The sequence below is a fragment of the Vibrio sp. D3 genome (genome assembly GCF_043995865.1).
GTDB classification, from domain to species: Bacteria; Pseudomonadota; Gammaproteobacteria; order Enterobacterales; family Vibrionaceae; genus Vibrio; species Vibrio diabolicus.
On sequence record NZ_CP171887.1, the window covers coordinates 1,289,636 to 1,314,716 of the forward strand.

A 25,081-nucleotide genomic window follows, 5' to 3' on the forward strand; every position below is an offset into this window, starting at 1 on the left:
TCAAGCATTCAAAATACTTTCTACTAACAGGATTTTAGTGTAGATTCTGATCCCAATTTTTAAATACCATCCGAGCGGCATAATCAATGTTAAAACTGTCAGACCTATGTAAAGGCTATGTAGACGGGGGAGAATTTCACCCTGTATTACAAGGGGCAGAATTAACATTACAGCAAGGTGACCAAGTCGCTCTGATGGGAGAAAGTGGTTCGGGTAAAAGTACTTTGCTGAACTTAATTGCCGGACTGGATACTGCAGACTCTGGTGAAGTTCAGTTTCCAAATTTTGCCATGCATGATGCGCCAGAGCATTTGAGAACCCTTTATCGCCGCAACAATATTGGTAATATCTTCCAACAGTTCAACCTGCTTCCTACGCTCAATATTGCCGACAATATTCGTTTTTGTCGTCAGTTAAAAGGCTTGCCAGAAGATAAAGAGTTGTGGCGTCAAATTCTTTCTGCTCTGGATTTAATGCCTCTGCTAGGCCGCTACCCGGAAGAAGTATCTGGTGGTCAGCAACAACGTGCTGCTATTGCTCGTGCACTCTATATGGAACCTAAAATTCTACTCGCTGATGAGCCAACTGGTAGCCTAGACGAGCGAAACGCAGAAGCGGTAATGCGCTTATTGACGAGTCTCGCTCGCCAACTGGAATGCACTTTATTGTTGGTGACACACAGTGAAAAAGTGGCGGCCCATATGGAAGGTAAGATTCGACTTCAAGGAGGGCAACTGCATGTTATGGCCCGTAGTTAAGGCACTACTCGGTCATTACCGTCGTTACCCACTACAAATTATTCTTGTCTGGCTAGGGTTAACCTTAGGCGTGTCCCTTCTTGTTGGTGTTACTTCTATCAACCAGCATGCAAAACAAAGTTATGCGACAGGAGAAAAGCTTTTCTCCAATCCTTTGCCATACCGAATCCGAACTAAACACTCTGCCAATAAAATCCCTCAAGGTTTCTACATCCAGTTGCGTCGAGCTGGGTTTAACCAATGTGCGCCGTTTGACGTGCTGCATCTAGATGCTAAAACCGATATGAGCTTGATGCTGGTGGGGATTGATCCTGTCGCGATGATTCCATTGCAGCAAGGCAAATCTTTGGGTGAGATGCCCGTTTTATCATTAATGAAACCTCCTTATCCCATTCTAGTCAGTCAAGATTTGGCCGCTTACATGAGTTGGCAGGATGGGGACTTTATTGAGATGAATGACGGAAGTCGTCTCGGACCGATTCAAGTCGATAAAAACAAAATGCTCTCAGGGACTCGGCTGGTTACTGATATATCGTTGTTGCGTATGCTCAAGCGGAGCTCAGGTTTATCTGCGATTTCTTGTGGTGAAATGCCAGAGGAAAAACTAATAGCACTGAAAAACATGCTTCCCAATGGCATGACGCTCGTTAGGAATACGCGTACGGAGCTTGAGTCGTTAACTAACGCATTCCACATGAATCTCACTGCGATGGGGATGCTGTCATTTTTGGTCGGGTTGTTTATTTTTTATCAAGCGATGTCTTTGTCATTTATTCAGCGACAACGTTTGGTGGGTATTTTGAGACAGACGGGGGTCAACGGAACGCAGTTGGCTCAAGCATTGTTGTTAGAGTTATCGTTGCTCGTCTTTATTGCGTGGGCGTGTGGTAACTTTTTTGGTTTGATCTTGGCAAATGAACTGATCCCTGCAGTCTCATCGAGCCTGAGCGATTTATACGATGCCAACGTAGGCTTAACAATAGGATGGTCTTGGCAGTCCAGCTTATATAGTCTGATCATGGCAGCGATGGGCGCATTAATATCGTGTTTGTGGCCATTGATTCGTTTGTTGAAGTCACAGCCAATTCGTCTATCTTCTCGACTGTCATTAATGCGATTTGCAGGGCGTGAGTTCTCTTGGCAGGCTCTTGCTGCGTGTGCGTTTTGTGTCGCGGCAATCGCAGTGTATCAAGCACCGAAAACACAAGAAACTGGCTTTGCCATTATTGCGCTGATGTTGGTTAGTGTGGCCTTGTTTATGCCATTTATTATGTGGCATATGTTCCAGAGCTTTTCTTACACCATGCGTTGGGTACGTGTACGTTGGTTTTTTGCCGATGCGGCTGCAAGCATGAGTTATCGCGGTGTGGCAACAATGGCGTTTATGTTGGCACTGGCGGCAAATATCGGCGTAGAAACGATGGTAGGCAGTTTTAGGGATACAACCGATAAATGGCTCAGCCAGCGATTAGCAGCGGATATTTATATCTATCCGACAAATAACTCAGCAGCTCGGATGAGTGCGTGGCTGCAAAACCAACCAGAAGTCAACTCGGTTTGGTGGCGTTGGGAAAAAGATATGCCAACCGAACATGGTGCTTTGCAAGTGGTGAGTACAGGCTCTTCTGAAGGTGAGCTAGATGCACTGACGGTAAAACTAGGTGTCCCGAATTACTGGTATCAACTGCACGCGACCAAGAGCTTGATGGTGAGTGAATCGATGGCCTTGAAGTTGGATATTCGCCCAGGAGACTTCATTAACTTGCAGGAACCACTGGGTGGAGACTGGCAAGTCGTTGGTGTTTATTACGATTATGGAAACCCGTATAACCAGGTGATGGTGTCGCACCGGAATTGGCTGTATGCATTTGCAGGGACGGGCAATGTTGGCCTTGGTGTAGTGTTAAAAGATAGCGTTAATGGGGAGGGGCTGAAAAATCGCTTAGAAAATGTATTCCGCCTCCCGCAAGACCGTGTGTTTGATAATGGTAATATTTATAGTCAGGCAATGAGGGTATTTGATCATACCTTCGCTATTGCAGGAACCTTGGGCAACATCACACTGATTATTGCTGTGTTTGGTTTATTCTTCGCGACATTGGCGGGCGAGTTGTCGCGGCAGCGGCACTTCTCTTTGCTGAGATGTATGGGGGTATCCGGAAAGGAACTTGTCGCATTAGGTGGTTTGCAGTTGTTTGTCTTCGGGGCCATTTCCGCGATTATTGCGGTGCCACTTGGTCTGGCACTTGCACACTTGATCGTTGATATTATCATTAAGCAATCATTCGGCTGGTCTCTGGAGCTTCAAACGATCCCTTGGGAATACGCTCAAACTATTGCTTGGGCGATGCTTGCCATCATGATTGCTGGCGCATTGCCAGTTATTAGAATGATTAAGAGTACGCCAATGAAGTCATTAAGGGATGCGTTGTAATGAAAAAAGTGGGCTCTAAAAAACGCTTGTTAGTTTCAACGATGATTGTTATTACGTTTGCCTTTTTGACCGGGGCTGCTTTTTACTCAACTTTTTGGTTGGAAGCGACAGCGACACAAGAAAGCGAGCTTAATTCTATTCTAACGCGTGAAAATCAAACGATTTTCGAACCTGTATTACCTGACGAGCATGTCTCTTTACCGTCAGACTTTCGCTTTCATCCCGAGTACCAACATGAATGGTGGCACTACTTTGCGAAACTGAAAGATGAACAAGGGAAAATATACAACGTTCAATGGAGCTACTTCAGGGTCGCGACGGATGAGCGAGAAACCAGCGGATGGCAAAACCCTCAACTATATATTTCACATGTTGTCGTTAGCCATGGTTCGCACGTCTGGAAAGAGCAACGTGTAGCGAGAGGCGGGATAGGCCAAGCTGGCATGACTAATCGTCCTTTCAGGTTATGGATTGATAATTGGACGTGGCGTTCACTTGGTGCAACGCCTTTCCCTGGTAACTTGAATGTGACTACCGATACGTTTGGTTTAGATCTTAATACTATGACAAATGGCCCCTTTGTCGTGAATGGAGACAAAGGTTTTCAGGTTAAACACGCGTTGCAATCTGTTGCCTCTTTCAGTTTTAGTGCGCCATTTTTAAAGGTGAAAGGGAGTTTGAACATTAATGGCAAACGCTTCTCTGTTGCTGGCTCTGCTTGGGCTCAGAAAGAGTGGGGCAGTGGCTTAATTGGTGAAGGGCAACAGGGGTGGGATTGGTTTGTATTCAATTTAGATGATGGTCGAGCACTGACAGTCAGCCGCTACCGCCACCATGGACAAACACCGCATGTGTTTGGCACCTTGTCCACACGCTCAGGTAAAGTCATCAATCTCTCAGACGATGATATCAGTATTAAACCAATGCAAGTGACCAGTTTATCAAATGGAAGAAGGCTGCCTTTGCAGTGGATTATTAATATTCCAAAGCATCAAATTAACTTGACCACTCGTATTATCAAATCAGATATGTGGCTTCCTTTTGTTATACCGTATTGGGAAGGTCCTACCTTAGCTTCTGGCTCCAACGAGGCTTGGGGCTTTATGCAGCTCACTGGTTATTAAATTCTGATAAAAGCCACCCCAATGGGTGGTTTTTTAGTGGATGAAACTTCCTGAATTTTTCTCAAAAGTATGGGGTTATCATGACAGTACATGCCATGTTATGCTGATTTTCTCATAATCTTGATAAACATTTGGCGCGATAACAACAAGTACGCGCTGTGATCAAAATTGAGTGTTATGTTGGAAAATACGATGTATAGTAAACTTCATATCGGAAAAATCGAAGTTTATACTCTGAAGAAGCGATTATTCTAAAGTTTTCGACCGCTATACACTCTTATCATTCTTTGTTAATCGTTTATTAAGATAATAAATATAAGGACGAAACCATGAACGATGTCATTCGTGACTTTTTCAAAATGGAATCAGCTGGTGGTATTCTTCTCGTGATTGCCGCGGCAATTGCGATGACCATTGCTAACTCACCGCTGGGCGAAACTTATCAATCTGTACTGCATACTTATGTATTTGGTATGTCAGTTTCTCACTGGATTAATGACGGCCTAATGGCTGTTTTCTTCTTACTCATTGGCCTTGAAGTTAAGCGAGAGCTGCTTGAAGGTGCGTTAAAATCAAAAGAAACCGCAATTTTCCCTGCGATTGCAGCGGTTGGCGGTATGTTAGCTCCTGCTCTTATTTACGTAGCCTTTAATGCCAACGATCCTGAGGCGATTTCTGGTTGGGCAATTCCAGCGGCGACAGATATCGCTTTTGCTTTAGGTATCATGGCGTTATTAGGTAAGCGTGTACCAGTAAGCCTAAAAGTGTTCTTGCTGGCGCTTGCTATCATCGATGATTTAGGTGTGGTTGTTATTATCGCGCTATTTTACACCGGTGACCTGTCGACCATGGCGTTGCTTGTTGGTTTCATCATGACTGGTGTCCTATTCATGTTGAATGCGAAGGAAGTAACAAAACTTACGCCATACATGATCGTCGGTGCGATCTTATGGTTCGCGGTGCTTAAATCTGGTGTTCACGCAACATTGGCAGGTGTAGTGATTGGTTTTGCTATCCCACTAAAGGGAAAGCAGGGCGAATATTCTCCACTTAAACATATGGAGCACGCGCTTCACCCATACGTGGCATTTGGTATTCTGCCTCTATTCGCATTTGCCAATGCGGGGATTTCGTTAGAAGGCGTATCGATGTCAGGTCTAACTTCAATGCTGCCACTCGGTATTGCTTTGGGTCTACTGGTTGGTAAGCCTCTAGGTATCTTTACCTTTAGCTGGGCAGCGGTAAAAATGGGCGTTGCTAAGTTACCTGAAGGCGTTAACTTCAAGCATATCTTTGCGGTATCTGTGTTGTGTGGTATTGGCTTTACAATGTCTATCTTCATTTCCTCTTTAGCGTTCGGAAATGTAAGTCCTGAATTTGATACCTATGCTCGACTCGGTATCTTAATGGGTTCGACGACAGCAGCATTACTTGGCTATGCCTTGCTGCACTTTTCTTTGCCTAAGAAAGCGCAAGCGTAAGATAAAAATGCGCTATTTTGTAAAGCCTCCCAATCGGGAGGCTTTTTTATACCCATAGTTCAGTACATCAGCGACTTAATAGCGACACTTTCGTATTGAGCGGATGTCTAGACCATGGAGATGAACGGAATCATCGAAAAAGATAGGTTGGTAGATCTGCGGGCGAAAAAAAGCCCAGCCGAAAATTTGACTGGGCGGATACAAACATAGGAGTTAATAAGAAAAAAGCAGCAACGTAACAATTAGATGGAAACAAGTTTGACGGCCAGTGAAACTTAAAATGCCCTAGTTGTTACATTTATTCAGACCGAGCCTTTTCCAAACAGTTCCATTTTTTTTCAAAAAAAATTCGATTTAATTCTTTCTGCCCGCTTGTATCGTAAAGAAGTAAGAGAAGAGGCGAACAGCGTAACCAACTTAATGGCGGTTTGAAACTCGATAGCTCTCTTTTCTATAGTAGCTATAAACTTAAATTGCATTTCAAACCAGCACCTCCTGCTCCGACCGCCTAACGACATTGCTAGCGTTTCAAATACGATGGTTTGCGAAACTTGGTCATTTTCTTCAGGCGAGCATCATTTGCTTATTAGACTTAAATTCAAAAGATTAGATCACACCTTCTAAGTTCTGGTCAGACCAATTGGTGAAAGTGTGATGTTAATCATTTGTTAATCTAAAGTTTCAGGAGTATATTTTCAAACAGTTGTTTAATACGAGTGATTAAAATGGCCCCGAGAACATCAACAAAAGAAAAAATACTCGATGTCGCAGAAGGACTCTTTGCTGAACATGGTTTTAATGATACTTCGCTAAGAACGATAACAGGTAAAGCGAACGTCAACTTAGCATCGGTAAATTATCACTTTGGCGATAAAAAAACGCTAGTTAGAGCGGTTTTAGATAGATACCTAGAAGCGCTCATGCCGAGCATTAAAACCTCACTAATTGAGTTAAATACGCGTGATAGCTACGACATGGACGACGTCTTTGAGTCATTGCGTTTACCTTTGCGTACATTAAATGATGTGCGCCCCAATGGTACTGCATTATTCATGTTGTTAATTGGCCGTGGTTACACAGACGTACAAGGTCATCTGCGTTGGTTCATCACCACTCGATATGAAGAGGTACTTAACCTCTTCACCTTCTCGATAATGAAGGCAAACCCGGAACTATGTGAGGAGCAACTGTTTTGGCGACTGCACTTCACGCTAGGTACCTGCGTATTTACGATGGCTTCAAGCCAGGCTCTTTCGGAGCTTGCTGAAAGTAAATTTGAAAAGGAAGTCGATGTGAAATCTGTCGTCGATTTGCTGATTCCTTATTTGTCAGCAGGAATGTCAGCGAAGCAGTTGGCACAAGACAAATAAGAAAGTTAAACCAATAATAAAATTATGCCCAGAGCGGTTACGTGAACAAAAGGATCTGAACTATGAGCTCTCTACGAAGAAAATGGATTAGTGACCCAGCTTTTAAAGTGTTCAAAAAAGTATTGCCACCTCTCTCTAGCACCGAGAAAGAGGCGATGGAAGCGGGTAGTGTGTGGTGGGATGCCGAACTATTTTCAGGCAAGCCTAACTTCACTACATTGCACCATTATCCAACGCCGACACTGACAGCAGAAGAGCAGTCATTTATGGATAATGAGCTTGAAACCCTGCTAGAAATGCTTGATGACCAGAAGATTGTCAAAGAGGACAGGGATTTACCGCCTGAAGTATGGGAGTACTTACGTAAAGAGCGATTTTTCTCACTGATTATTTCAAAAGCGTATGGTGGTCGTGAATTTTCCGCTTTAGCGAACTCAACCATTGTTTCTCGTATTGCGACTCGTAGCATCAGCACCGCTGTATCGGTAATGGTACCGAACTCTCTTGGTCCAGGTGAGCTTTTATCGCACTATGGCACGCAAGAGCAAAAAGATTACTGGTTGCCTCGTTTAGCTGATGGTACCGACATTCCTTGTTTTGCATTAACAGGGCCTGAAGCGGGATCTGACGCCGGTGGTATACCAGATCAGGGCGTAGTTTGTTATGGCACTCACGAAGGCAAAGAAGTGCTTGGCGTGCGAGTTAGCTGGAATAAACGCTACATCACACTTGCGCCAGTGGCGACAGTGCTCGGATTAGCATTTAAGCTACAGGATCCAGAAGGGCTACTTGGTGATAAGAAAGAGGTTGGAATCACATGTGCGCTGATCCCCGCTGACCATGAAGGTGTCGAGATAGGCGAGCGCCATGATCCTCTGGGTTCTGCATTTATGAATGGTCCGACTCGTGGTGAAGATGTCTTCATCCCTATGGACTGGTTGATCGGTGGCGCTGATTACGCAGGTAAAGGTTGGCGTATGTTGGTTGAGTGTCTTTCTGCTGGTCGTGGTATCTCTCTCCCAGCGCTTGGCACAGCGATTGGTCATCTTACTACACGTACAACCGGTGCTTATGCTTACGTGCGTAAACAGTTTGGTATGTCGATCGGTAAGTTTGAAGGTGTCGCAGAAGCAATGGGGCGCATTGGTGGTCTTACTTACCTACTAGAAGCGACACGTACGCTGACGACGACTTCTCTCGATATGAAAGAAAAACCTGGGATTGTAACCGCGATTGCCAAGTACCACATGACGGAAATTGCGCGTACTATTCTAAATGATTCGTTTGATATTCATGCAGGTCGTGCGATTCAAGATGGCCCAATGAACTATCTTGCTAAACACTACCTCGGTATCCCAGTTGCGATCACTGTTGAAGGCGCGAATATTCTGACTCGTAACCTGATGATATTTGGTCAAGGTGCGACTCGTTGTCACCCATATGTACTGAAAGAAATGGAAGCCGCGGCGAATCCAGATTCTGAACAAGGGGCGAAAGAATTTGACAACTTGCTCTTTAAACACATCAAACATGCGTTAGGCAATACATTTGGTGCATTTGGCGCGGCGCTAACTGGTTCTCGGTTTGTAAAAGCGCACATGAGTGGCCCAACACAGCAGTACTATAAAGAAATCACAAGATTAAGCCGAGCGCTTGCCGTTAGTGCTGACTTCGCGATGTTAACACTAGGCGGTGATTTGAAGCGTAAAGAAATGATTTCCGCACGTCTGGGTGATGGCTTAAGTTATCTATATATGGCGTCTGCCGCACTGAAAAAGTATGAAGATGAAGGACGTCAACAAGGCGATCTAGATTTTGTCCACTACGCCGTGCAACATTGTTTGTATAACGCATCTAAGTCATTAAATGAGGCTTATACCAACTTCCCTGTGAAATACGTTGGCGGTGTGCTGAAAGGGTTATTGTTCCCACTTGGCAATCATTTCAATAAGCCAAGCGATGAACTGTGTGTGAATCTGGCGGAAGCGATGATGACGCCAGGAGCACAACGTGATCGACTCACGCATCTTTGCTACATCGGAAAATCCGACGACGACAGCGTAGGCTTAATGGAGAATGCCTTCCTCGCAATGTACGAAATCAAACCATTAGAGCGTAAGCTTATGAAGGCGGCGAAGGATGGGAAAGTGGCTCGTAAAGGTCTGCTACACGACCGTCTGCAGCAAGCATTTGAAGCAGGCGTGTTAACTGAGCAAGAAATTGACCAAATCATGGCGGCAGACAAATTGCGTTACAAGGCGATTCAAGTTGACCACTTTAGTCATGACTTTTCTGAAGTACGAACCGATTGCCCAAAAAAGTCGCATTTGAACCCGGCGGCATAGTAAACCGTTAATACTACGAAAAGCACCTCAATGAGGTGCTTTTTTGTGTTCTTGCTGAGTGGATGTTGGGATAGTGCTCCAACCACTTGCCTTTTCAGAGTATTTTTACAGAAATTAGATGCGAAATCCCGACGAAACTTTTATCCTAACAAGGTTTTTTAAAGGAAGTTGAATATGATCATCAAACCTAGAATTCGTGGATTTATCTGTACTACAACGCACCCTGTTGGTTGTGAAGCTAACGTAAAAGAACAAATTGCGTACACTAAAGCGCAAGGCCCAATCAAAAACGCACCTAAGCGCGTTCTTGTTGTCGGTGCATCAAGTGGCTACGGTCTATCTTCTCGTATCGCTGCGGCATTTGGTGGCGGTGCATCAACTATCGGTGTTTTCTTCGAAAAAGAAGGTACTGAGAAGAAACCAGGTACGGCAGGCTTCTACAATGCAGCTGCTTTTGAAAAGCTAGCGCGTGAAGAAGGCCTGTACGCAAAAAGCCTAAACGGCGACGCTTTCTCAAATGAAGCGAAACAGAAAACTATCGAACTGATCAAAGAAGATTTAGGTCAGATCGATATGGTGGTTTACTCACTGGCTTCCCCAGTACGTAAAATGCCAGAAACTGGCGAGCTAGTTCGTTCAGCGCTTAAGCCTATTGGTGAAACTTACACATCAACTGCCGTTGATACCAACAAAGATGTGATCATCGAAGCAAGTGTTGAGCCTGCAACAGAAGAAGAAATCAAAGACACAGTAACCGTTATGGGCGGTGAAGACTGGGAACTTTGGATTAATGCACTGTCTGATGCTGGTGTTCTTGCTGAAGGCTGTAAGACAGTCGCGTACAGCTACATTGGTACTGAGCTAACTTGGCCAATCTACTGGGATGGCGCACTAGGTAAAGCGAAAATGGACCTAGATCGTGCGGCGAAAGCGCTAAACGACAAGTTAGCAGCGACAGGCGGCAGTGCAAATGTTGCTGTACTTAAATCTGTTGTAACTCAGGCAAGTTCCGCAATTCCTGTTATGCCACTGTACATTGCAATGGTATTCAAGAAAATGCGCGAAGAAGGCGTACACGAAGGCTGTATGGAACAAATCTACCGTATGTTCAGCCAACGTCTGTACAAAGAAGATGGTAGCGCAGCAGAAGTGGATGAGATGAACCGTCTACGTCTGGATGACTGGGAACTTCGTGACGACATTCAGCAGCACTGTCGTGAGCTATGGCCTCAAATTACGACTGAGAACCTAAAAGAACTGACTGACTACGTAGAGTACAAAGAAGAGTTCTTGAAACTATTTGGTTTCGGTGTTGAAGGCGTAGATTACGAAGCGGATGTAAATCCAGCGGTTGAAGCTGATTTTATCCAAATCTAATCGAATGACTGATTAGACAACCGATATACAAAAGGCGCTCATTGAGCGCCTTTTTTGCTTTCATCAGTCAAAGTTATTAACTTAATATTATCAGGATTGTACCTGCCAACGTCATCAGAATATTGGCAATCGCATAGGTACCCGCATAGCCAAGAGCTGGGATGGTGGATTTAGCGTAGTCGTTGACGACATCCATAGCTGGGGCACAAGTTCGGGCACCAATAATGGCACCGAAGAGCAGGGCACGGTTCATCTTGAGTATGTGTGCGCCCACTAAATAGGCCAATACCACAGGCACAACACTAACAATGAATGCTAAACCAATCACTTTTGGACCAACTTGAGTCAAGTGCTCGAACATCTTTCCGCCTGCACTTAGACCTATTCCCACCATAAAGAACATCAAACCCAAATCTTTGACCATATTCAGCGCCCCCTGCGGGACATAGCCGAAAGTAGGGTGATTTGCTCGTAAGAAACCAAGTGTAATACCAGATAACAAAAGACCTACCGCGTTACCCAAGCTGAACGAAACCTGGCCGAATGTCATCGTGATGAGGCCAAACAGAATACCCAGAATAAAGAAGCTGCAAAAAGCGAGTAAATCGGCCATTTGACTGTGGATCGAGATGAAACCGATTTTTTCCGCGAGTCCATGTACTCGGCTTTTCTCGCCGCTCACCTGAAGGACGTCACCTTTAGCGAGCACAATGTCTAAATCCATCGGCATTTCTATTTGCGCACGTACCACGCGGTTTAAGAAACAGCCAAACTCAGATAAGTTTAAATCAGATAAACGCTTGCCTGCGATAGCGTCACTTTTTACGACAATTTCTTCTTCAACGATGCGCAAATCAAGCAAGTTACGATCAAATACTTCTTTACCGTTGCGGAAGCTAGGATCCAAGCGAGCATGGCTATCAGGGAAGCCAACCAGTGCAATTTCATCACCTTCTTGCAAAATAGCATCACCATCTGGATGGGCGAGAATACCGTTACGGCGGATTCGCTCAATGTAACAGCCAGTTTGACGATAAATGCCTAGTTCACGCAAGTTCTTGCCGTCAGTCCAGTCAATCAATTCTGGACCGACTCGGTAAGCACGAATAATCGGTAAGTACACTTTTCTTTGGCTTGAATTTCCAAGGCCACGTTCTTGAGCAATTTGCTGCGCAGAATCAGACAGGTTCTGCTTCTGTAGTTTTGGCAATAGCTTCGCGAACATGATCATGCTAATTAAGCCGACCAGATAAGCCATCGCGTAACCCACGGATAGATTTTCTAATACCAAAGAAAAATCCATATTGCGCGGTATAGTCGCAAGGCCAGAGTTAAGAGCGTCTTGTGCACCAACCAGTACAGGTGTTGCTGTCAACGCGCCAGCCATCATACCGGCTGACAAGCCAAAATCGAGGCCGAAATAGTGGCTCAAGCCATACGTTAAGCTGACTGCGGACACGAGAACGGTCATACTTAAGATAAAGTAATGCTTACCATCTCTGAAGAATATGCCAAAAAAGTTTGGTCCAGCTTCAATGCCAACGCAATAAATAAACAGCATAAAGCCAATGGTTAATGCTTCTGCATTGAATGAGAAGCCAAGGTGACCCATTACCAACGAGGTAATTAGAACGCCTATGGAGTTGCCTAGTTGTAATTTGCCAAATCGGATTTTTCCGATGGCAAGGCCAATGGCTAATACGACGAAGATTAGAAGGATAGGGTTTTGCTCAAGAAGGTATACGACGTCTATGTTCACTGTGTGGCTCGGTAAAGTGTGTGCCAAAAAGATTAAGAATTGCGAATTGTAACTAAATATAGCAAAAAGATAAGTGAATTTTTTTAGGTTTTACCATTAGTTGACGTAAGGTAATAACCAACTGAAAAATAATAAAAAAGCCGCGTGAAGCGGCTTTCTTAAAAACTGTCTTGATTACTCGTCAAATAGACCTAGGTGCTCTTTCGCGTATGCTTCGAACTCGTCGCAGCCACCGATGTGCTCTTGGTCGATAAAGATTTGAGGAACAGTTTCAACTGGTTTACCAACTGTTTTCTCAAGATCTGCTTTAGAAATGCCTTCAGCATGGATATCAACGTAACGGTAGTTGAAGTCGTCACGCTTCGCTTTTAGCGTTTCTGCGTGTTCTTTTGCACGAACACAGAAAGGACATGCAGGGCGACCAAAGATAACAACGAACATAATCTTATTTCTCCTAAATCTATTCTTTTTTGAAAGCGTACAAAACATAGCGGCTGAGTGCGCTCTCTTTTGTTGCAGTAACTATGCCCGATCCAGATACGGAAATAAAGCGGCAATTACCTCTTGGTTCTATAGGTGAAATCTATCGAATAAAAACTAAACGCGCTCCCTTATTCTATGGCTCTAAAGTATGTGAAGTGACGCATAAAAAACATACATTTTAAGGGGTTAATGATGGCAAGGTGGAATTGGTCAATTTTTTTTATTCAAAAACATAGCAATCTAATCTGGCTATACGCAAATGACTTCAACTCTTACATAAGTGTTAAATCAGAGGGCAAGAGGTTATTTGGGTATATTATTTTGGGAGGATGTGTATGTTTCAGTTTATGACTGCAACAAGGATTATATTTGGTGAAGGTGCACTTCAGTCTTCATTATCCGTTATCAACCAATTTGGCTACAGTGTTTTGCTGGTCACCGGGAAGGACACCCAACGAGCCACGCCCATCATTAACTACCTTAAAGCTCAAAATATGCGTTACCAACACGTAGCAATCAATGGCGAACCTTATATCACAATGGTAGAAGAGACCGCGGTACTCGGTAGAAAATTCCAGCCTGATATGGTGATTGCTATTGGCGGTGGCAGTGTCATCGATATGGGTAAAGCCCTAGCCGCTATTATTCCTAATCAAGGCAATGTTTACGATTACGTCGAAGTGGTAGGAAGAAACGTACCATTAAAGGCAAAACCTCTTCATTTTATTGCAATTCCTACGACAGCAAGCACGGGCTCAGAGGTGACTCGAAATGCGGTGTTGAAGTCTGGACAAGATAAAGTGAAAGTGAGTCTTCGAAGCCCTGATATGCTGGCAGACGTTGCCATTGTGGATCCGACGCTCACTTATGGAACCGATCAATACACATCCGGGCGTGGCGCGATGGATGCGTTCACTCATTTGATGGAAGCGTATGTGTGTGGTGAGCCAAACCCTCTTACAGATATGGTGTGCGAAGAGGGACTTCGTCGTTTAAGCCGTTCAGTGATTGCTGCTTGTAAGCAAGATAATCATAAGGCTCGCTCGGATTTATCATTCGCTGCGTTGCTCGGTGGCATGGCCATTACTAATGCCAAATTAGGTGCTGCGCATGGGCTTGCGTCGGCGTTAGGAGGTAAGTTAGATGCTCCCCACAGCGTGATCACGGCGCGTCTTGCACCGCACGTGATGCAGGAAAATATTAACGCCGCGAAGCTCGCTGGTAGGAATGATGTGATAAATCGTTATCGTAAACTTGCCCAACTGGTTACCGATCGTGCGAACGCGAATGAGCACGATGGGGTTCTTTGGGTAAATATGGTGTTAGATAAGTTAGCGTTGCCGTTACTTGGCCAATTCGGAGTATGCCAAACTTCTTTTGAACAAGTGGCGAACGATGCGCTTAAGTCGATGGCGATCAAAGGCAACCCGCTACCCCTTAATCAGGAACGTTTGATATACATATTGCAGCAAGTCTGTGATTGCAGTGGAGAGTGTGTGGCAGAGAGCACACAACACGTGAGCTCTGTAGAAGTGCTTGAATCAAGAACGGACTTATCGAGTGTGAACGACTTGGGTTGATGTATTGATCTAAAGCACATTGAAAAAAGGGGAGCGTTGAGCTCCCCTTTATTAAATCTTTCACTAAACAGCAGGACTTAGTACTGACTTAGTTTGTCATAGCGACTGTCTTTCAACGCATCTTTTACGCGTTTTAGGTTCTCACGGAAACCTGTACCACGGCGGAGTGTGAAGCCAGTTGCCAGTACATCAATCACCGTCATCTGTACAACTCGACTCGCCATTGGCATATAAACGTCGGTATCTTCAGGAATATCAAGCGTAATAGCGAGTGAACTTGCCTTTTCTAGCGGTGAGTCCTTTGCTGTTATCGCAATGACCGTCGCGCCGTTTTCACGAGCAAGGTTTGCTATTTCGACCTGACTCTTCGTTCGACCTGTGTGAGAAATAAGAACCACAACATCATTATCACTGCAGTTAATACAACTCATGCGCTGCATGACAATGTCTTCAAAACAAGTAATTGGAATGTTAAAGCGAATAAACTTGTTTTGTGCGTCTCGGGCTACAGAAGATGATGCACCAAGGCCAAAGAATGAAATGCGCTTCGCTTGCGTTAGCAAATCGACCGCACGGTTCACTTGCATTGGATCTAGGCTGTTTTTCGCGACATCTAAACACGCCATGGTCGATTCGAAAATCTTATGGGTGTACGCGTCTGGGCCATCGTCTTCTTCCACGTTACGGTTAACGTAAGGGGTACCGTTGGCTAGGCTCTGTGCCAAGTGAAGCTTAAAATCTGGAAAGCCCTTGGTGTCCAGACGACGACAGAAGCGGTTTACAGTGGGCTCACTAACATCAGCCATTTTAGCCAACGTTGCAATGCTTGAATGAATTGCAGTTTGTGGAGACGCCATAATTACTTCCGCAACTTTGCGCTCTGACTTACTGAAATTCTCCAGGTTTTTTTGAATTTTTTCTAATGTATTCATAGTGTTCACGAGGGTATAGAGAACAACTCGCTGGCTCTGTTAACGAAAGGAAACACGAAGATTCCAGAGTAGAGTGGGGCGTTAACGAAAACAACCAGCGCCATAGAATCAGTATAAACCTGATCTTCAATCAGTCTAAACCAATAACGGATACTATTTAGTGAGAATTTGACAGGCCTCAAACAAAATGTTGTAAAAACTACAGAATTGGATGTGTAATCGATGTTTTGTTGCGCCAGTCGCACGAGAATGATGTTTGAGTTACATCAAAACGAAAAAAAATTTCAAATTGATGTAACTCTTTCGGGCCATTAAGACGATTGGATATCAGTGACCACCTGCTGAATTCTTTCCATCAAATTTGGTGCTTGCTTGGCGATTTCACGCTGTTCATCAAGCACAGAACTCAAAATCTCTTTGGTCGTCAGCGGATTAGCCAAAACCACTCGGAACACAATTGTGTTCATGCGCTGCCATTGGTCTGGGTTCAGTCTTGTACGTGAAACAAACGATTTGCCCGTTTCGCGCTGACGCTTTTGAATAAACTGTGTTAATTCATTAATCAGTTCATTCAGTTGTTCTTTTTGTGAACCTTCCGCTTTTGCTAATGCCTCACGGATGAATGGCGGCAAGTAGCGGTACGTGAGGAGACAAAGCTCTGGTTCAGAAACCAATTCGAAATCATCTTGCTGCTTGATTAAATCTGCAAAGTAGCGAGCTTTTTCAATGCTTTGGTCTATCAGCAGCTCATAGCCAGGGCGGCTGATGATGTGCATTGCGGCATAGACTAACATTGCCATGCCCGAACGAGAGCCTTCTAATGTATGGCTGCCTAGGTCTTTTGAGCCTTTACGCAAGATATATTGAGCGTGATGCTCTATGGATTTCATTGCGTCAGGATCTTTGAACAGAACCATACCAGCGCCCATCGGGATGTAGAGTTGCTTGTGCGCATCAATGGTTACTGAGTCTGCCATTTCCACACCGTTAAGAAGGTGACGGTGGTGATTAGACATAAGTGTTGCGCCACCCCATGCGGCATCCACATGGAAATGACAACCGTGAGCTTGGCAGACTTCTGCGATTTCAGGTAGCGGGTCGACATTACCTGTCTCTGTTGTACCAGCTACACCAATAACAGCAATAGGCTTGATGTTTTGTTTCTCTAGTTCAACAATTTTCGCTTTAAGGTCGTCGACAATAATACGGTTGTTGGCATCCGTTTTAACCGCAACCAAGCCTTCTTGACCTAAACCTAGTACATCGGCTGCTTTCTTAAGGGAGTAGTGACCACGTTCAGACACCAATACCGCTAAGCCATCGTAGCCATAATGCTTCATGGCTTTAAATAGTCCTTCTTTCTCAACGCCTTTAAATGAACCATTGGCTCTTAACGCCTTGTTACGTGCTACCCAAAGTGCAGTGATATTGGCAATGGTACCGCCGGAGCAAAATGCGCCCAATGAGTGGTTTGCGCTATGCATCCACTGATCGTAAAACGTATCGCTCTGACCATAGATCAAGCGATGTAGCATGCCCAAAACTTGACGTTCAAGCGGGGTAAAGGCTTTAGAAGTCTCTATCTTTACCAGGTTTTGGTTTAAGGCGATCATGATCTTTGACAGTGGCATCAAGAAATAAGGCAGCGCCGATGTCATATGACCAATAAAGCTTGGTGAAGAAGTGTGAACGGAGTGCGACACCAAAGTGTCGAGTAAGTGTTCTGTATGATCTGACACGAACTCTGGCTGCTCAGGAATCTGAGCAGAAGAAAAGTCTTTTTCGATTTCGCGTAAAGGCTTTTCTTCTGCCACGATGTGTTCACGAAGAAATTGATTTAGATTTCGCGAGAGGCTCTCGTCAATTTTGGTTAACGTTGAGTCAGGACCTTCTGGGACAGTGAAGATCTTTAGCAAGCTCTCAAAGCTAACGTCAGCGGTTTTTTGTTCCTTAACCATAGCAAAGAATCTTTGTAGTTATTTTGGTAATGCGAGCGGCACAATCTAAACTAAAACGGGCGCAAAGTCCCGTTTTAATTGTTGAAACCCATGTTGCTGAAATGAAAATTTTAGGTGAAGGCTACAATCTTCGCATTAAAAAATCGTTGATTTTAATGTGTTAAAACACTCGGCGTTTTCGAGCATCCTCAACGATTAATTAATCACACTTCTGCTTTTCAATCTTCTCTATTGACTGATTGTACTTGTTAAGCGCGGTATCAATTTGTTGTGGATGGCTAAGCAGGTCGGCGAATGCTGAACGGAGTTCGTAGTTTTTTGGATGGTTAGTCGATTGACGGTCACTAAACGTTTGTTTTGCGACTTCACCTAACTTATCACTTCGGCTTGCTAGCTGCTTAACGTCGTGTTGTTCCAATTTTAGCCATGCTTCGATTGGTTGTTCTGTTGCAACACGGCTAGGATCGTTCTCTAGAAAATAGTGAACTGCTTCACGGTTTAATTCAAAGTGATGTTTACGGCCGTCCAAGAACCACTGGCTAACTTCTTTTAGATCTGGATACTGGGTAACCGTCAAATCAACAAGATCTTGATACCACTGTAGTGAGGCATCAACATAGCCGTCGTATTTGCTAGCAAGACATTGTTGATCTGCGGCAAACGTAAAAGTTGAGCTTGTAGCGAGGAGCGCTGCAACGACAAAGCGTTTCATTCTTCTTCCTTCTGGTTGTTATCCCTTTATTAACGCAAGGCACATAAGTTGATGTTTCACCCTTCTTTCTCTTTAGTCGTGATAAATCATTGGGCTAATTGATAAAAAGAAAGCGGATTATTGCCAAAATCTTGATCACTTTGACGTTAACTGGGTATTTGAATTTTTGCCGTATTGTAATGGATGTTAAAGCGAAAACCTGAGATCTAGCTAGCAAGTGATACAAAGAAAAGCATCATAACTGGTACCAGTAAACTCAAAATAAACCCACTAACGATGGCAACTGGGACACAACGCACACCACCTGTAGTCTGAATGACAGGTAGTGTAAAGTCCATCGCTGTTGCACCTGCATAACCAATTGCTGTGCACGGATAGCTGCGAATAAAGAGAGGAATGGCTACCAGCGCGACCAGCTCTCTCATCAATTCGATCAGGAAAGATGCTCCCCCAAACACGGGGCCAAAAGCGTCTCCCATCAAAATTCCTGCGAGTGAATACCAGCCAAAGCCTGAAGCCATCGCGAGGGCTTGATAGAGAGGAAGGTCCAAAAGTATCGCTGCAATAACGCCACCAAGCATACATGTTGCGATCACAACTGCCGCAATGGCCATACCCTGTTTATTTAATAGAATTTGGCGAAGAGTAAGACCACTATTGCGAAGCTGAATACCAATAAAAAATAGGAGCAGGAAGAGTATCCATTCGCTCGCTGTATCCACCCAACTTAAATCGATGGGTAACAGCAGACCAACTACTAGCCCGCCACCAACGACAACAATCAGCTTTACTGATTCTAAAGCCATCGAGGATAGTGGCAGCTTCTTTTGATTCTGATTGGTCTGGAGAGGAATAATCCTATCGATAATAGGCAGCGCTAACAGGTTACAGGTACTTAAACATAAAAAGAAAGTACTCGCATAGAGGAGAATACTCTGTAAGTTGCTACTTAAGTTATCGAGCGCTGCTAGGCTAAGTCCCATCAACGACAAAATGACGTAAATAAGGTAGGACGTTGATTGATTGATCTTCTCCAGTAACGAGGCTCGAGATATAGGAATTAGATACCCCACAACAAGTGGAGCGAAAATAAATAGCATCCCTGAGAACATAAAGCTCTATGATTCCTTTTTTGAGATAATACCAACACACATAAATCAAATTATTTATCGGTTGAAATTAGAGAGATATTTCACCAAATACCAAACGCTGCTCAGCCTTGAGCGAATCGTTTATCGCGAATTAGGTGTGAGAAAACGATAAATTACAAGCCGCTAGCACTTAGCACTGCACGTATTTGGTCATTGAAGTCAGTATCACTCATATTGCTGAGTTCATACAAGACCTCTGCACCTGTTAAGTTGAATTCAACTTCGTGTTCATCAATGCGTTCATCATGATTGCGGAACATCAATAGGTGATGCGCGATTCTTGCAATGTCTAAATAACTTACTTCCGGTCGCGTTTGCTCGTACTTCTCGTTTGAGGAGACCTCTCTAAAGTCATTGTCAAATCCCCAGCGCTCGAGCACCAGTTTGCTTGTTGCTGAACAACGAGTTTGGAAGATTTGCAACGCAATTTCAGGATCTAGGTAATTGCCTCTATCTAAGTAAAGGTGGTACTCGTTAATTAGACAAAACAAACCGATATCGGCTAGCAGACCAACCAGCAATGCTTTTTCTTGCTCCAAGTGCCCATAAGTACCTGGCTCGTGTTTACGAAACGCTTGAACCAATATCACCATGACAGCACCGAGTTCTCGGGATACCGCTGCACTTTTCACCAAGATAGCATTACATTCTTTGGTTAAATTTACTGAATGTTTAAGTTGTTCAATCGCTTGTGCGGTAACAATATCACGCACGCGCAGTATACCAAGGCGAGATACCGCGGTGGTTAAGTCGTTGCAGGTAATGTTTCTACGATTGAAAATTACAGAGTTTGCTACTCGCAGAACGACCGCCGCCAAGCCGGGATCTTCTAACAAACAGTTAGCAACATCTGAAATAGTGGTGTGTTCTTCGACACATAACTGCTGAATTTTAAGCACGACATCAGGAATAGGGGGTAATGAAATCTTACCCGTTGAGATGGACTGTTCTACCAGCTGAGCAAACTCGGATTCCAGTGCGTTTATAAGCTTATCTTTATTATTTGGCAGCCAAAAAAATGATAAATGTTCCATTGTGACGCTGTACTTGAGATCTTTCGTACAGTGTACCCTTACAGCGTATTCTTTATCAATTAAATGCGTATCACGAGCTCGTAATTGCCAGCGAGATCATAATGATGGCGTGTTTTGGGCATGCCGTGCGTCAAAAAAATATCACCACATGAATAATAAGTGTGAAACTAATCACGTATGCTGAATATATACTTTTTTATATGTGACCTATGTCCTAACTTATTTTTCAACGTTAAGTATGATTAAGCAAGTTGGTGAGCACAACTCACAAAAATATCGCCAACAAATCGACATTTATAATTCGCTATAAGCTGCTGTTTATCTGGTGACATCGCTAATCGGGGTAATTTATTCAGATTAAAGAGGTCAATGGACATGACAGACCAAGCTTTTTTTAAATATGTACGCAACTTTAGTGAGTATCAAAAACGTTCTATGTTCGGTGGTATCGGTTTATTCACCGATGATGCTATGTTTTCGCTTGTCAGCAATGATTGCTGCTACTTACGTGGTGGTAATGGATTGGACGAAGTGTTTACTCAACTGAATTGCGAAAAATATAAGCACGTCAAAAAACAGACGACGGCAACCGTAAATTATTATGATGTAACAGATTTGTTTGAATCCGGATATGCAGGACTCGATGAACTGGTACAAAAATCAATTGAATACTCAATTAAGGAACGAAAATATCAAAAGTCTTCTGCCAGTAGACGTTTGAGAGATCTGCCAAATATGCAGTTAACTCTTGAGCGAATGGTCAAGAAAGCAGGTGTTGATGACGTAGAAACCTTTTTAGAACTTGGACCTGTAAAAGTCTTCAACAAAGTTAAAGTGGCTTATGGCAATGACGTTGATGTTAAGTTGCTTTGGAAATTCGCTGGTGCCACTGACGGTGTTCATTGGAAACTGATTCAAGAGCCGCGTAAAAAGCAGTTATTGGCGCTGTGTGAGTAAGTAAGCTGAACGCACGATGATTGACTCGTTTTGATGGAGTTAGCGGGTCGTAAAGGCAAGTGTTGAAAGCGGAAAAAGGACATTGAAGTTTTTGACCACTTCATTGAGTTAGTCATTAGATTAGACAAAAAGCCGAGGCATGGGCCTCGGTTTTTGTTTTTTAATTTGCTCTTTTATTAAAGCAAAAATCTTAAAACTTAAAACGCGTAGTGAACATTACCTGATCACCATAAAAGTCGTTGATACGCGCTTCAGCGCCTAGAGAGAAAAGCTCAGTTGAGTGGAAACGAGCGTATGCTGCACCGGTCCAGTCGTCATCGTTATCAATAGAAACGTAGCCGACTTTGCCGCCTACTTCTAATTGAGGACCTAACCATTGACGAACACCTAAGTTCAGTTCCATACCTACATCAGCGCTGCTATCGCTTGAAGGTTGTACAACGCGCATTAGCATTTCACCTGTAAGGTCAGCCCAGTTGTTTAGTGGCGAATGAAAGCCAAAACCAGCGGCTGAGTCAAAATCACTTTCAAACTCAGAGTCGATACGAGCAATAACATGTGCGTTAGGGTGAATTGATTTGCTGAATCCAGCACCAAATGTCACAGGACTTGCGCCAATACGTGCTTCGAAATAGTCGTAGCTAAAGTTGCTCATAGTTGCTGGCGCATTGCGGTCGTTTGCGGCTAGGGCATGGCTTGATGCCACTAGTAAGGCAGCGGCTAATAGTGTTTTACGCATAACTAACGATAAACCTTGTTCATTATTTCCATGGATTCAAGCAACCACTTGAACCGTAATCTGATTTGTCCGACATCATAATAAAAAGGAAGGTCCACGACCAACAAAAATGTGTCGATGTTTTGTCAATTAACTTAATAGTTAGTTGGTTTAAGCAAAAACTACGCCATATACATAACGTCTAAGAGCATCAATCGGATAAATAGTGATGCTTTTCCATACTCGCGCTATTGCGCGAAATAACGTGGATCAGCTGGCTTTGGTGACATTCAAGCTAGAGCCACGCATATTACTCGCCGAAGCTTGCTCTGCGTTCAGCCATGGCATTGAGGATCGCCTCAGAATCAAGGACTTGAGTCCAAGATAATAAGTTATCATCATTTGCAATCATAAAAGCAGTAAGCTGAGACACGATTGCTTTTCTCAATTCTTCACCTCTCCATGGTTTGGCAATGTAATAGTCCAGACTTGCGTTATTGACGGCCTCAACGGTGTCTTCTAAGCCGGCTTGTCCTGTAAGTAAGACTTTGCGGGCCGCTTTTGTGTCACCATTTTGACTGAGTTCGATTAAGAAGCTAATCCCAGTTTGCTCCGGCATAATGTGGTCGCATAAAATGAGCGCAAGCTGAACTTCCTCTTCCGCCATCTCCTCGATCACTTGCCTTGCTTCAGTGACTGATTCCGCTCCCTCGACAATAAAATGTTCCTCAAAGGGAGCGAGATCCTGGAGTACGCTATCCAAGACTTCTCGTTCGTCATCGACACATAAAATTAAATACTTGGTCATATTTCATCTCCTTTTTCGATGACTGGTAACCAGACTGTCATTCGTGTGAACTTGTCGAGTTCTGATTCGACGTCAATCCATCCTTTATGTGCTGTCACGATTTGCTGGCAGATGGACAGTCCAATGCCTAAACCAAAGTTGCCTTCTTTTTTCGTCGTGAAGTTGAGCTCGAAAATGGCTTCTCTTTGCGATTCAGGAATGCCACACCCATTATCTTCAAATGAGATAACGGCGTAATGTGTATGATCTTTTTCTGCAAGACGTGTTTGTATTTTTAAAACGCCTTTTTCCGGAAATGCATCAATGGCGTTAGAGACCAAATTCGTCCATACCTGTTGGAGCGCGATTGGTTGACAAAGGATAGGAGGTAAATCCGCATAATCAGTGGAAACCTGATGCATTTTTAGTTTGTTTTCGAAGATCACCAAGGTGTCTTCAATACCTTCATGAATATCAGCATAGTGCTGGGTCTCATCATCTGAGCGTGCGTAACCTTTAAGGCTTTTCACCATATCTGCAATTCGCGCAGCACAGACGTTAATCGAGCGAAGAGTGGAACCTGCTTTGTGGTATTGCTCAAGAGTATCGAGAACATGAGAAGACACTTGCTGTTTTTTCGTTAGTTGAGTGAGTAACTCGTGATCTGACTCTAGCCCAAGGTTCACCACTTTCTTAGCCAGTGTTCGGTCTGGAAGGGCATGATTAAGTGCTTTAACGCGTGATCTGAGCTCTGCGGTTGAAGCGGGTTTTGCGGTTTGAGCTTTGCTCAGTAACTCAATGCCTTTGATTTGTATATCGGAACTGGGTACTTCGTTAAGTAATCGTGCAAGCGTATGCGTTAAATTCTCTACGCCCCTCAATATCGCTGCTATCGGATTATTTAGTTCATGCGCCACGCCCGCAACCAACTGGCCGAGCATCGCCATTTTTTCTCTTTCAATGAGTTGCTGGTGGGCAGACTCCAGCGACTCGAGCGTTTTTTGAAGTTGCAACTTGGTGTTGATGCTTCTTTGTAATCGGCGGTTGAAGTGGCGTAAGAGCAAGTTTGTAAAAAGAGGCAGCAAGTTTGAGTCGCTTTGCATCACTTTATTGAATACGTTGCGATCGAGTTTGATGACCTTTGTCTTTGTCAGCGTTAGGGCTGTCGAGAAAGAACATTCCCCAGTAACAAACGACATGCCTCCGACAATATTACCTTTGTTATGGCGTACAACCTCTCGCTGCATGCCTTGCTCATCGCGCTTGTACAGAGCCACTTCACCATCGGTGATAAACCACAAGAAGCTATTTGGCTCGCCTTCTACGGTTAATAGGTGTTCAGTTGAATAGGCACGGCAGGCTCTTGTTTCGTCATTGTCTTTAAAAAACTGTTGGAGAGCGGAGATCACTTGCTCGGCTAACTCAGCATCAGACATCGAGTGGTAGTCGTGTAAAAAGCCCGCTTGATAATGGCTCATCTGATTATTGATGTGCGCTCGCAACAAGCTGTGATGATCCAATATCTGACTGTAACTTAGCAGGTCTTCTTTACCGTTTCGCAATATAAATTGGGTCAGCTCTTTTTGCACTGTGTTAAATAAGACGTGATCTGGCAAAGGTTTAGTGAGGCAGTGGTCGAGCCTGCCCTCATTAACGGCAGTGAGAATTGCCTCTATATCAGACGAGCAGCTAATAAGAATTTTTCTTGCTTGCTCGGTATGCGGCATCCGGTCTAAACCAATAAGAAAATCCACGCCATTAAAATGAGCGTGATGGCTCGCTATGACTAAAGCAACAGTCTGTTCTCTTTCTTCTAGATACTCTAAAGCGCTTTGAGCCTCTTCTATCGACTCGACAGAAAAGATATCAAATTTACTTGAGAAGGCAGACAGCTCCAATCGAAACTGTTCAGCACTGATTGGGTTGTTGTCGAGACATAACACAGCATAACGATTCACAGATGTTTTAGCTCCGGTTAAAACTTCGCCACGCAAACTTTAACAATAAAAGGACATGATGAGTGGGAGCCAAGTATGATTCCTGATTAATGGACTAGAATAAGCATCAATAGTCTGATTTGTCTCAATGTTTTCTCCGCAGGTGGTTTGGGGTAGACTGACC

The 25,081-nt window shown here is 44.0% G+C and carries 19 protein-coding genes; 9 read left to right on the top strand and 10 right to left on the bottom strand.

Annotated features, from left to right (window positions below; genetic code table 11):
• Positions 1 to 86: 86 nt before the first annotated feature.
• The 7 genes from ACHFJ9_RS14025 to fabV all read left to right on the top strand — a co-directional run bounded on the left by ACHFJ9_RS14025 (position 87) and on the right by fabV (position 10,889).
• Positions 87 to 758, top strand: coding sequence for an ABC transporter ATP-binding protein (locus tag ACHFJ9_RS14025; protein WP_395357184.1), 672 nt, complete (start codon positions 87 to 89; stop codon positions 756 to 758).
• Positions 739 to 3,192 carry an FtsX-like permease family protein gene (locus tag ACHFJ9_RS14030; RefSeq protein WP_368848875.1) on the top strand — a complete coding sequence of 818 codons (2,454 nt, stop codon included), beginning with the start codon at positions 739 to 741 and terminating at the stop codon, positions 3,190 to 3,192. Before ACHFJ9_RS14025 ends, ACHFJ9_RS14030 begins: the two co-directional genes overlap by 20 nt.
• Complete coding sequence (locus ACHFJ9_RS14035) at positions 3,192 to 4,316, top strand: lipocalin-like domain-containing protein (RefSeq protein ID WP_258680832.1); 1,125 nt, start codon at positions 3,192 to 3,194, stop codon at positions 4,314 to 4,316. The genes ACHFJ9_RS14030 and ACHFJ9_RS14035 overlap by 1 nt, the downstream gene beginning before the upstream one ends.
• A 329-nt stretch (positions 4,317 to 4,645) precedes the next feature.
• The gene (nhaA, locus tag ACHFJ9_RS14040; RefSeq protein ID WP_395357187.1) at positions 4,646 to 5,797 is read left to right on the top strand and encodes a Na+/H+ antiporter NhaA; all 1,152 of its coding nucleotides are present in this window, start codon (positions 4,646 to 4,648) and stop codon (positions 5,795 to 5,797) included.
• A gap of 725 nt (positions 5,798 to 6,522) precedes the next feature.
• Positions 6,523 to 7,167 (top strand): TetR/AcrR family transcriptional regulator, encoded by a 645-nt coding sequence (locus ACHFJ9_RS14045; RefSeq protein ID WP_005393225.1) that lies wholly within the window; start codon positions 6,523 to 6,525, stop codon positions 7,165 to 7,167.
• Positions 7,168 to 7,229: 62 nt separating this feature from the next.
• Complete coding sequence (locus tag ACHFJ9_RS14050; protein WP_199803878.1) at positions 7,230 to 9,512, top strand: acyl-CoA dehydrogenase; 2,283 nt, start codon at positions 7,230 to 7,232, stop codon at positions 9,510 to 9,512.
• A gap of 174 nt (positions 9,513 to 9,686) precedes the next feature.
• Entirely contained in the window at positions 9,687 to 10,889 is a 1,203-nt protein-coding gene (fabV, locus tag ACHFJ9_RS14055) for an enoyl-ACP reductase FabV (RefSeq protein ID WP_006742624.1), read from the top strand.
• Between the two features lie 76 nt (positions 10,890 to 10,965).
• Here the strand turns inward: fabV and ACHFJ9_RS14060 are convergent, their stop codons facing one another.
• On the bottom strand, positions 10,966 to 12,648 hold the full coding sequence (locus ACHFJ9_RS14060; RefSeq protein WP_006742623.1) for an aspartate:alanine antiporter: 1,683 nt from the start codon (positions 12,646 to 12,648) through the stop codon (positions 10,966 to 10,968).
• Between the two features lie 174 nt (positions 12,649 to 12,822).
• The gene (locus ACHFJ9_RS14065) at positions 12,823 to 13,089 is read right to left on the bottom strand and encodes a GrxA family glutaredoxin (protein ID WP_005378026.1); all 267 of its coding nucleotides are present in this window, start codon (positions 13,087 to 13,089) and stop codon (positions 12,823 to 12,825) included.
• A 377-nt stretch (positions 13,090 to 13,466) separates the two neighbouring features.
• Here ACHFJ9_RS14065 and ACHFJ9_RS14070 point away from each other — a divergent pair, with 377 nt between their 5' ends.
• On the top strand, positions 13,467 to 14,711 hold the full coding sequence (locus ACHFJ9_RS14070) for an iron-containing alcohol dehydrogenase (RefSeq protein WP_065645318.1): 1,245 nt from the start codon (positions 13,467 to 13,469) through the stop codon (positions 14,709 to 14,711).
• 77 nt (positions 14,712 to 14,788) lie between these two features.
• On the opposite strand, the gene ACHFJ9_RS14075 is transcribed toward ACHFJ9_RS14070, so the two are convergent.
• From ACHFJ9_RS14075 to ACHFJ9_RS14095, 5 genes are all read right to left on the bottom strand, one after another.
• Complete coding sequence (locus tag ACHFJ9_RS14075; RefSeq protein ID WP_005378021.1) at positions 14,789 to 15,643, bottom strand: MurR/RpiR family transcriptional regulator; 855 nt, start codon at positions 15,641 to 15,643, stop codon at positions 14,789 to 14,791.
• A 311-nt stretch (positions 15,644 to 15,954) separates the two neighbouring features.
• Complete coding sequence (gene panP, locus ACHFJ9_RS14080) at positions 15,955 to 17,601, bottom strand: pyridoxal-dependent aspartate 1-decarboxylase PanP (protein WP_006742621.1); 1,647 nt, start codon at positions 17,599 to 17,601, stop codon at positions 15,955 to 15,957.
• Positions 17,602 to 17,800: 199 nt separating this feature from the next.
• Positions 17,801 to 18,313, bottom strand: coding sequence for a hypothetical protein (locus ACHFJ9_RS14085; RefSeq protein ID WP_012841922.1), 513 nt, complete (start codon positions 18,311 to 18,313; stop codon positions 17,801 to 17,803).
• Positions 18,314 to 18,519: 206 nt separating this feature from the next.
• Complete coding sequence (locus tag ACHFJ9_RS14090; protein ID WP_006742620.1) at positions 18,520 to 19,425, bottom strand: lysine exporter LysO family protein; 906 nt, start codon at positions 19,423 to 19,425, stop codon at positions 18,520 to 18,522.
• Positions 19,426 to 19,577: 152 nt separating this feature from the next.
• On the bottom strand, positions 19,578 to 20,498 hold the full coding sequence (locus ACHFJ9_RS14095; RefSeq protein ID WP_005393212.1) for an HDOD domain-containing protein: 921 nt from the start codon (positions 20,496 to 20,498) through the stop codon (positions 19,578 to 19,580).
• A gap of 369 nt (positions 20,499 to 20,867) precedes the next feature.
• On the opposite strand from ACHFJ9_RS14095, the gene ACHFJ9_RS14100 reads away from it, so the two are divergent.
• Positions 20,868 to 21,455, top strand: a complete 588-nt coding sequence (locus ACHFJ9_RS14100) for a TfoX/Sxy family DNA transformation protein (RefSeq protein ID WP_048626254.1) — start codon at positions 20,868 to 20,870, stop codon at positions 21,453 to 21,455.
• Between the two features lie 190 nt (positions 21,456 to 21,645).
• Here ACHFJ9_RS14100 and ACHFJ9_RS14105 read toward each other — a convergent pair whose 3' ends face one another.
• From ACHFJ9_RS14105 to ACHFJ9_RS14115, 3 genes are all read right to left on the bottom strand, one after another.
• Positions 21,646 to 22,194, bottom strand: a complete 549-nt coding sequence (locus ACHFJ9_RS14105) for a hypothetical protein (protein ID WP_395357193.1) — start codon at positions 22,192 to 22,194, stop codon at positions 21,646 to 21,648.
• Between the two features lie 289 nt (positions 22,195 to 22,483).
• Positions 22,484 to 22,981, bottom strand: a complete 498-nt coding sequence (locus ACHFJ9_RS14110; RefSeq protein WP_012841921.1) for a response regulator — start codon at positions 22,979 to 22,981, stop codon at positions 22,484 to 22,486.
• Positions 22,978 to 24,918: an ATP-binding protein gene (locus tag ACHFJ9_RS14115; protein ID WP_395357195.1), complete on the bottom strand. Its 1,941-nt coding sequence runs from the start codon at positions 24,916 to 24,918 to the stop codon at positions 22,978 to 22,980. Before ACHFJ9_RS14115 ends, ACHFJ9_RS14110 begins: the two co-directional genes overlap by 4 nt.
• Between the last annotated feature and the right edge of the window lie 163 nt (positions 24,919 to 25,081).

What these genes read in the sequence shown, in the direction of transcription:
- ACHFJ9_RS14025 (WP_395357184.1), top strand. Translation starts at nt 87, where the DNA reads ATGTTAAAACTGTCAGACCTATGTAAAGGCTATGTAGACGGGGGAGAA.
- ACHFJ9_RS14030 (WP_368848875.1), top strand. Translation starts at nt 739, where the DNA reads ATGTTATGGCCCGTAGTTAAGGCACTACTCGGTCATTACCGTCGTTAC.
- ACHFJ9_RS14035 (WP_258680832.1), top strand. Translation starts at nt 3,192, where the DNA reads ATGAAAAAAGTGGGCTCTAAAAAACGCTTGTTAGTTTCAACGATGATT.
- nhaA (WP_395357187.1), top strand. Translation starts at nt 4,646, where the DNA reads ATGAACGATGTCATTCGTGACTTTTTCAAAATGGAATCAGCTGGTGGT.
- ACHFJ9_RS14045 (WP_005393225.1), top strand. Translation starts at nt 6,523, where the DNA reads ATGGCCCCGAGAACATCAACAAAAGAAAAAATACTCGATGTCGCAGAA.
- ACHFJ9_RS14050 (WP_199803878.1), top strand. Translation starts at nt 7,230, where the DNA reads ATGAGCTCTCTACGAAGAAAATGGATTAGTGACCCAGCTTTTAAAGTG.
- fabV (WP_006742624.1), top strand. Translation starts at nt 9,687, where the DNA reads ATGATCATCAAACCTAGAATTCGTGGATTTATCTGTACTACAACGCAC.
- ACHFJ9_RS14065 (WP_005378026.1), bottom strand. Translation starts at nt 13,089, where the DNA reads ATGTTCGTTGTTATCTTTGGTCGCCCTGCATGTCCTTTCTGTGTTCGT.
- ACHFJ9_RS14070 (WP_065645318.1), top strand. Translation starts at nt 13,467, where the DNA reads ATGTTTCAGTTTATGACTGCAACAAGGATTATATTTGGTGAAGGTGCA.
- ACHFJ9_RS14075 (WP_005378021.1), bottom strand. Translation starts at nt 15,643, where the DNA reads ATGAATACATTAGAAAAAATTCAAAAAAACCTGGAGAATTTCAGTAAG.
- panP (WP_006742621.1), bottom strand. Translation starts at nt 17,601, where the DNA reads ATGGTTAAGGAACAAAAAACCGCTGACGTTAGCTTTGAGAGCTTGCTA.
- ACHFJ9_RS14085 (WP_012841922.1), bottom strand. Translation starts at nt 18,313, where the DNA reads ATGAAACGCTTTGTCGTTGCAGCGCTCCTCGCTACAAGCTCAACTTTT.
- ACHFJ9_RS14090 (WP_006742620.1), bottom strand. Translation starts at nt 19,425, where the DNA reads ATGTTCTCAGGGATGCTATTTATTTTCGCTCCACTTGTTGTGGGGTAT.
- ACHFJ9_RS14095 (WP_005393212.1), bottom strand. Translation starts at nt 20,498, where the DNA reads ATGGAACATTTATCATTTTTTTGGCTGCCAAATAATAAAGATAAGCTT.
- ACHFJ9_RS14100 (WP_048626254.1), top strand. Translation starts at nt 20,868, where the DNA reads ATGGACATGACAGACCAAGCTTTTTTTAAATATGTACGCAACTTTAGT.
- ACHFJ9_RS14105 (WP_395357193.1), bottom strand. Translation starts at nt 22,194, where the DNA reads ATGCGTAAAACACTATTAGCCGCTGCCTTACTAGTGGCATCAAGCCAT.
- ACHFJ9_RS14110 (WP_012841921.1), bottom strand. Translation starts at nt 22,981, where the DNA reads ATGACCAAGTATTTAATTTTATGTGTCGATGACGAACGAGAAGTCTTG.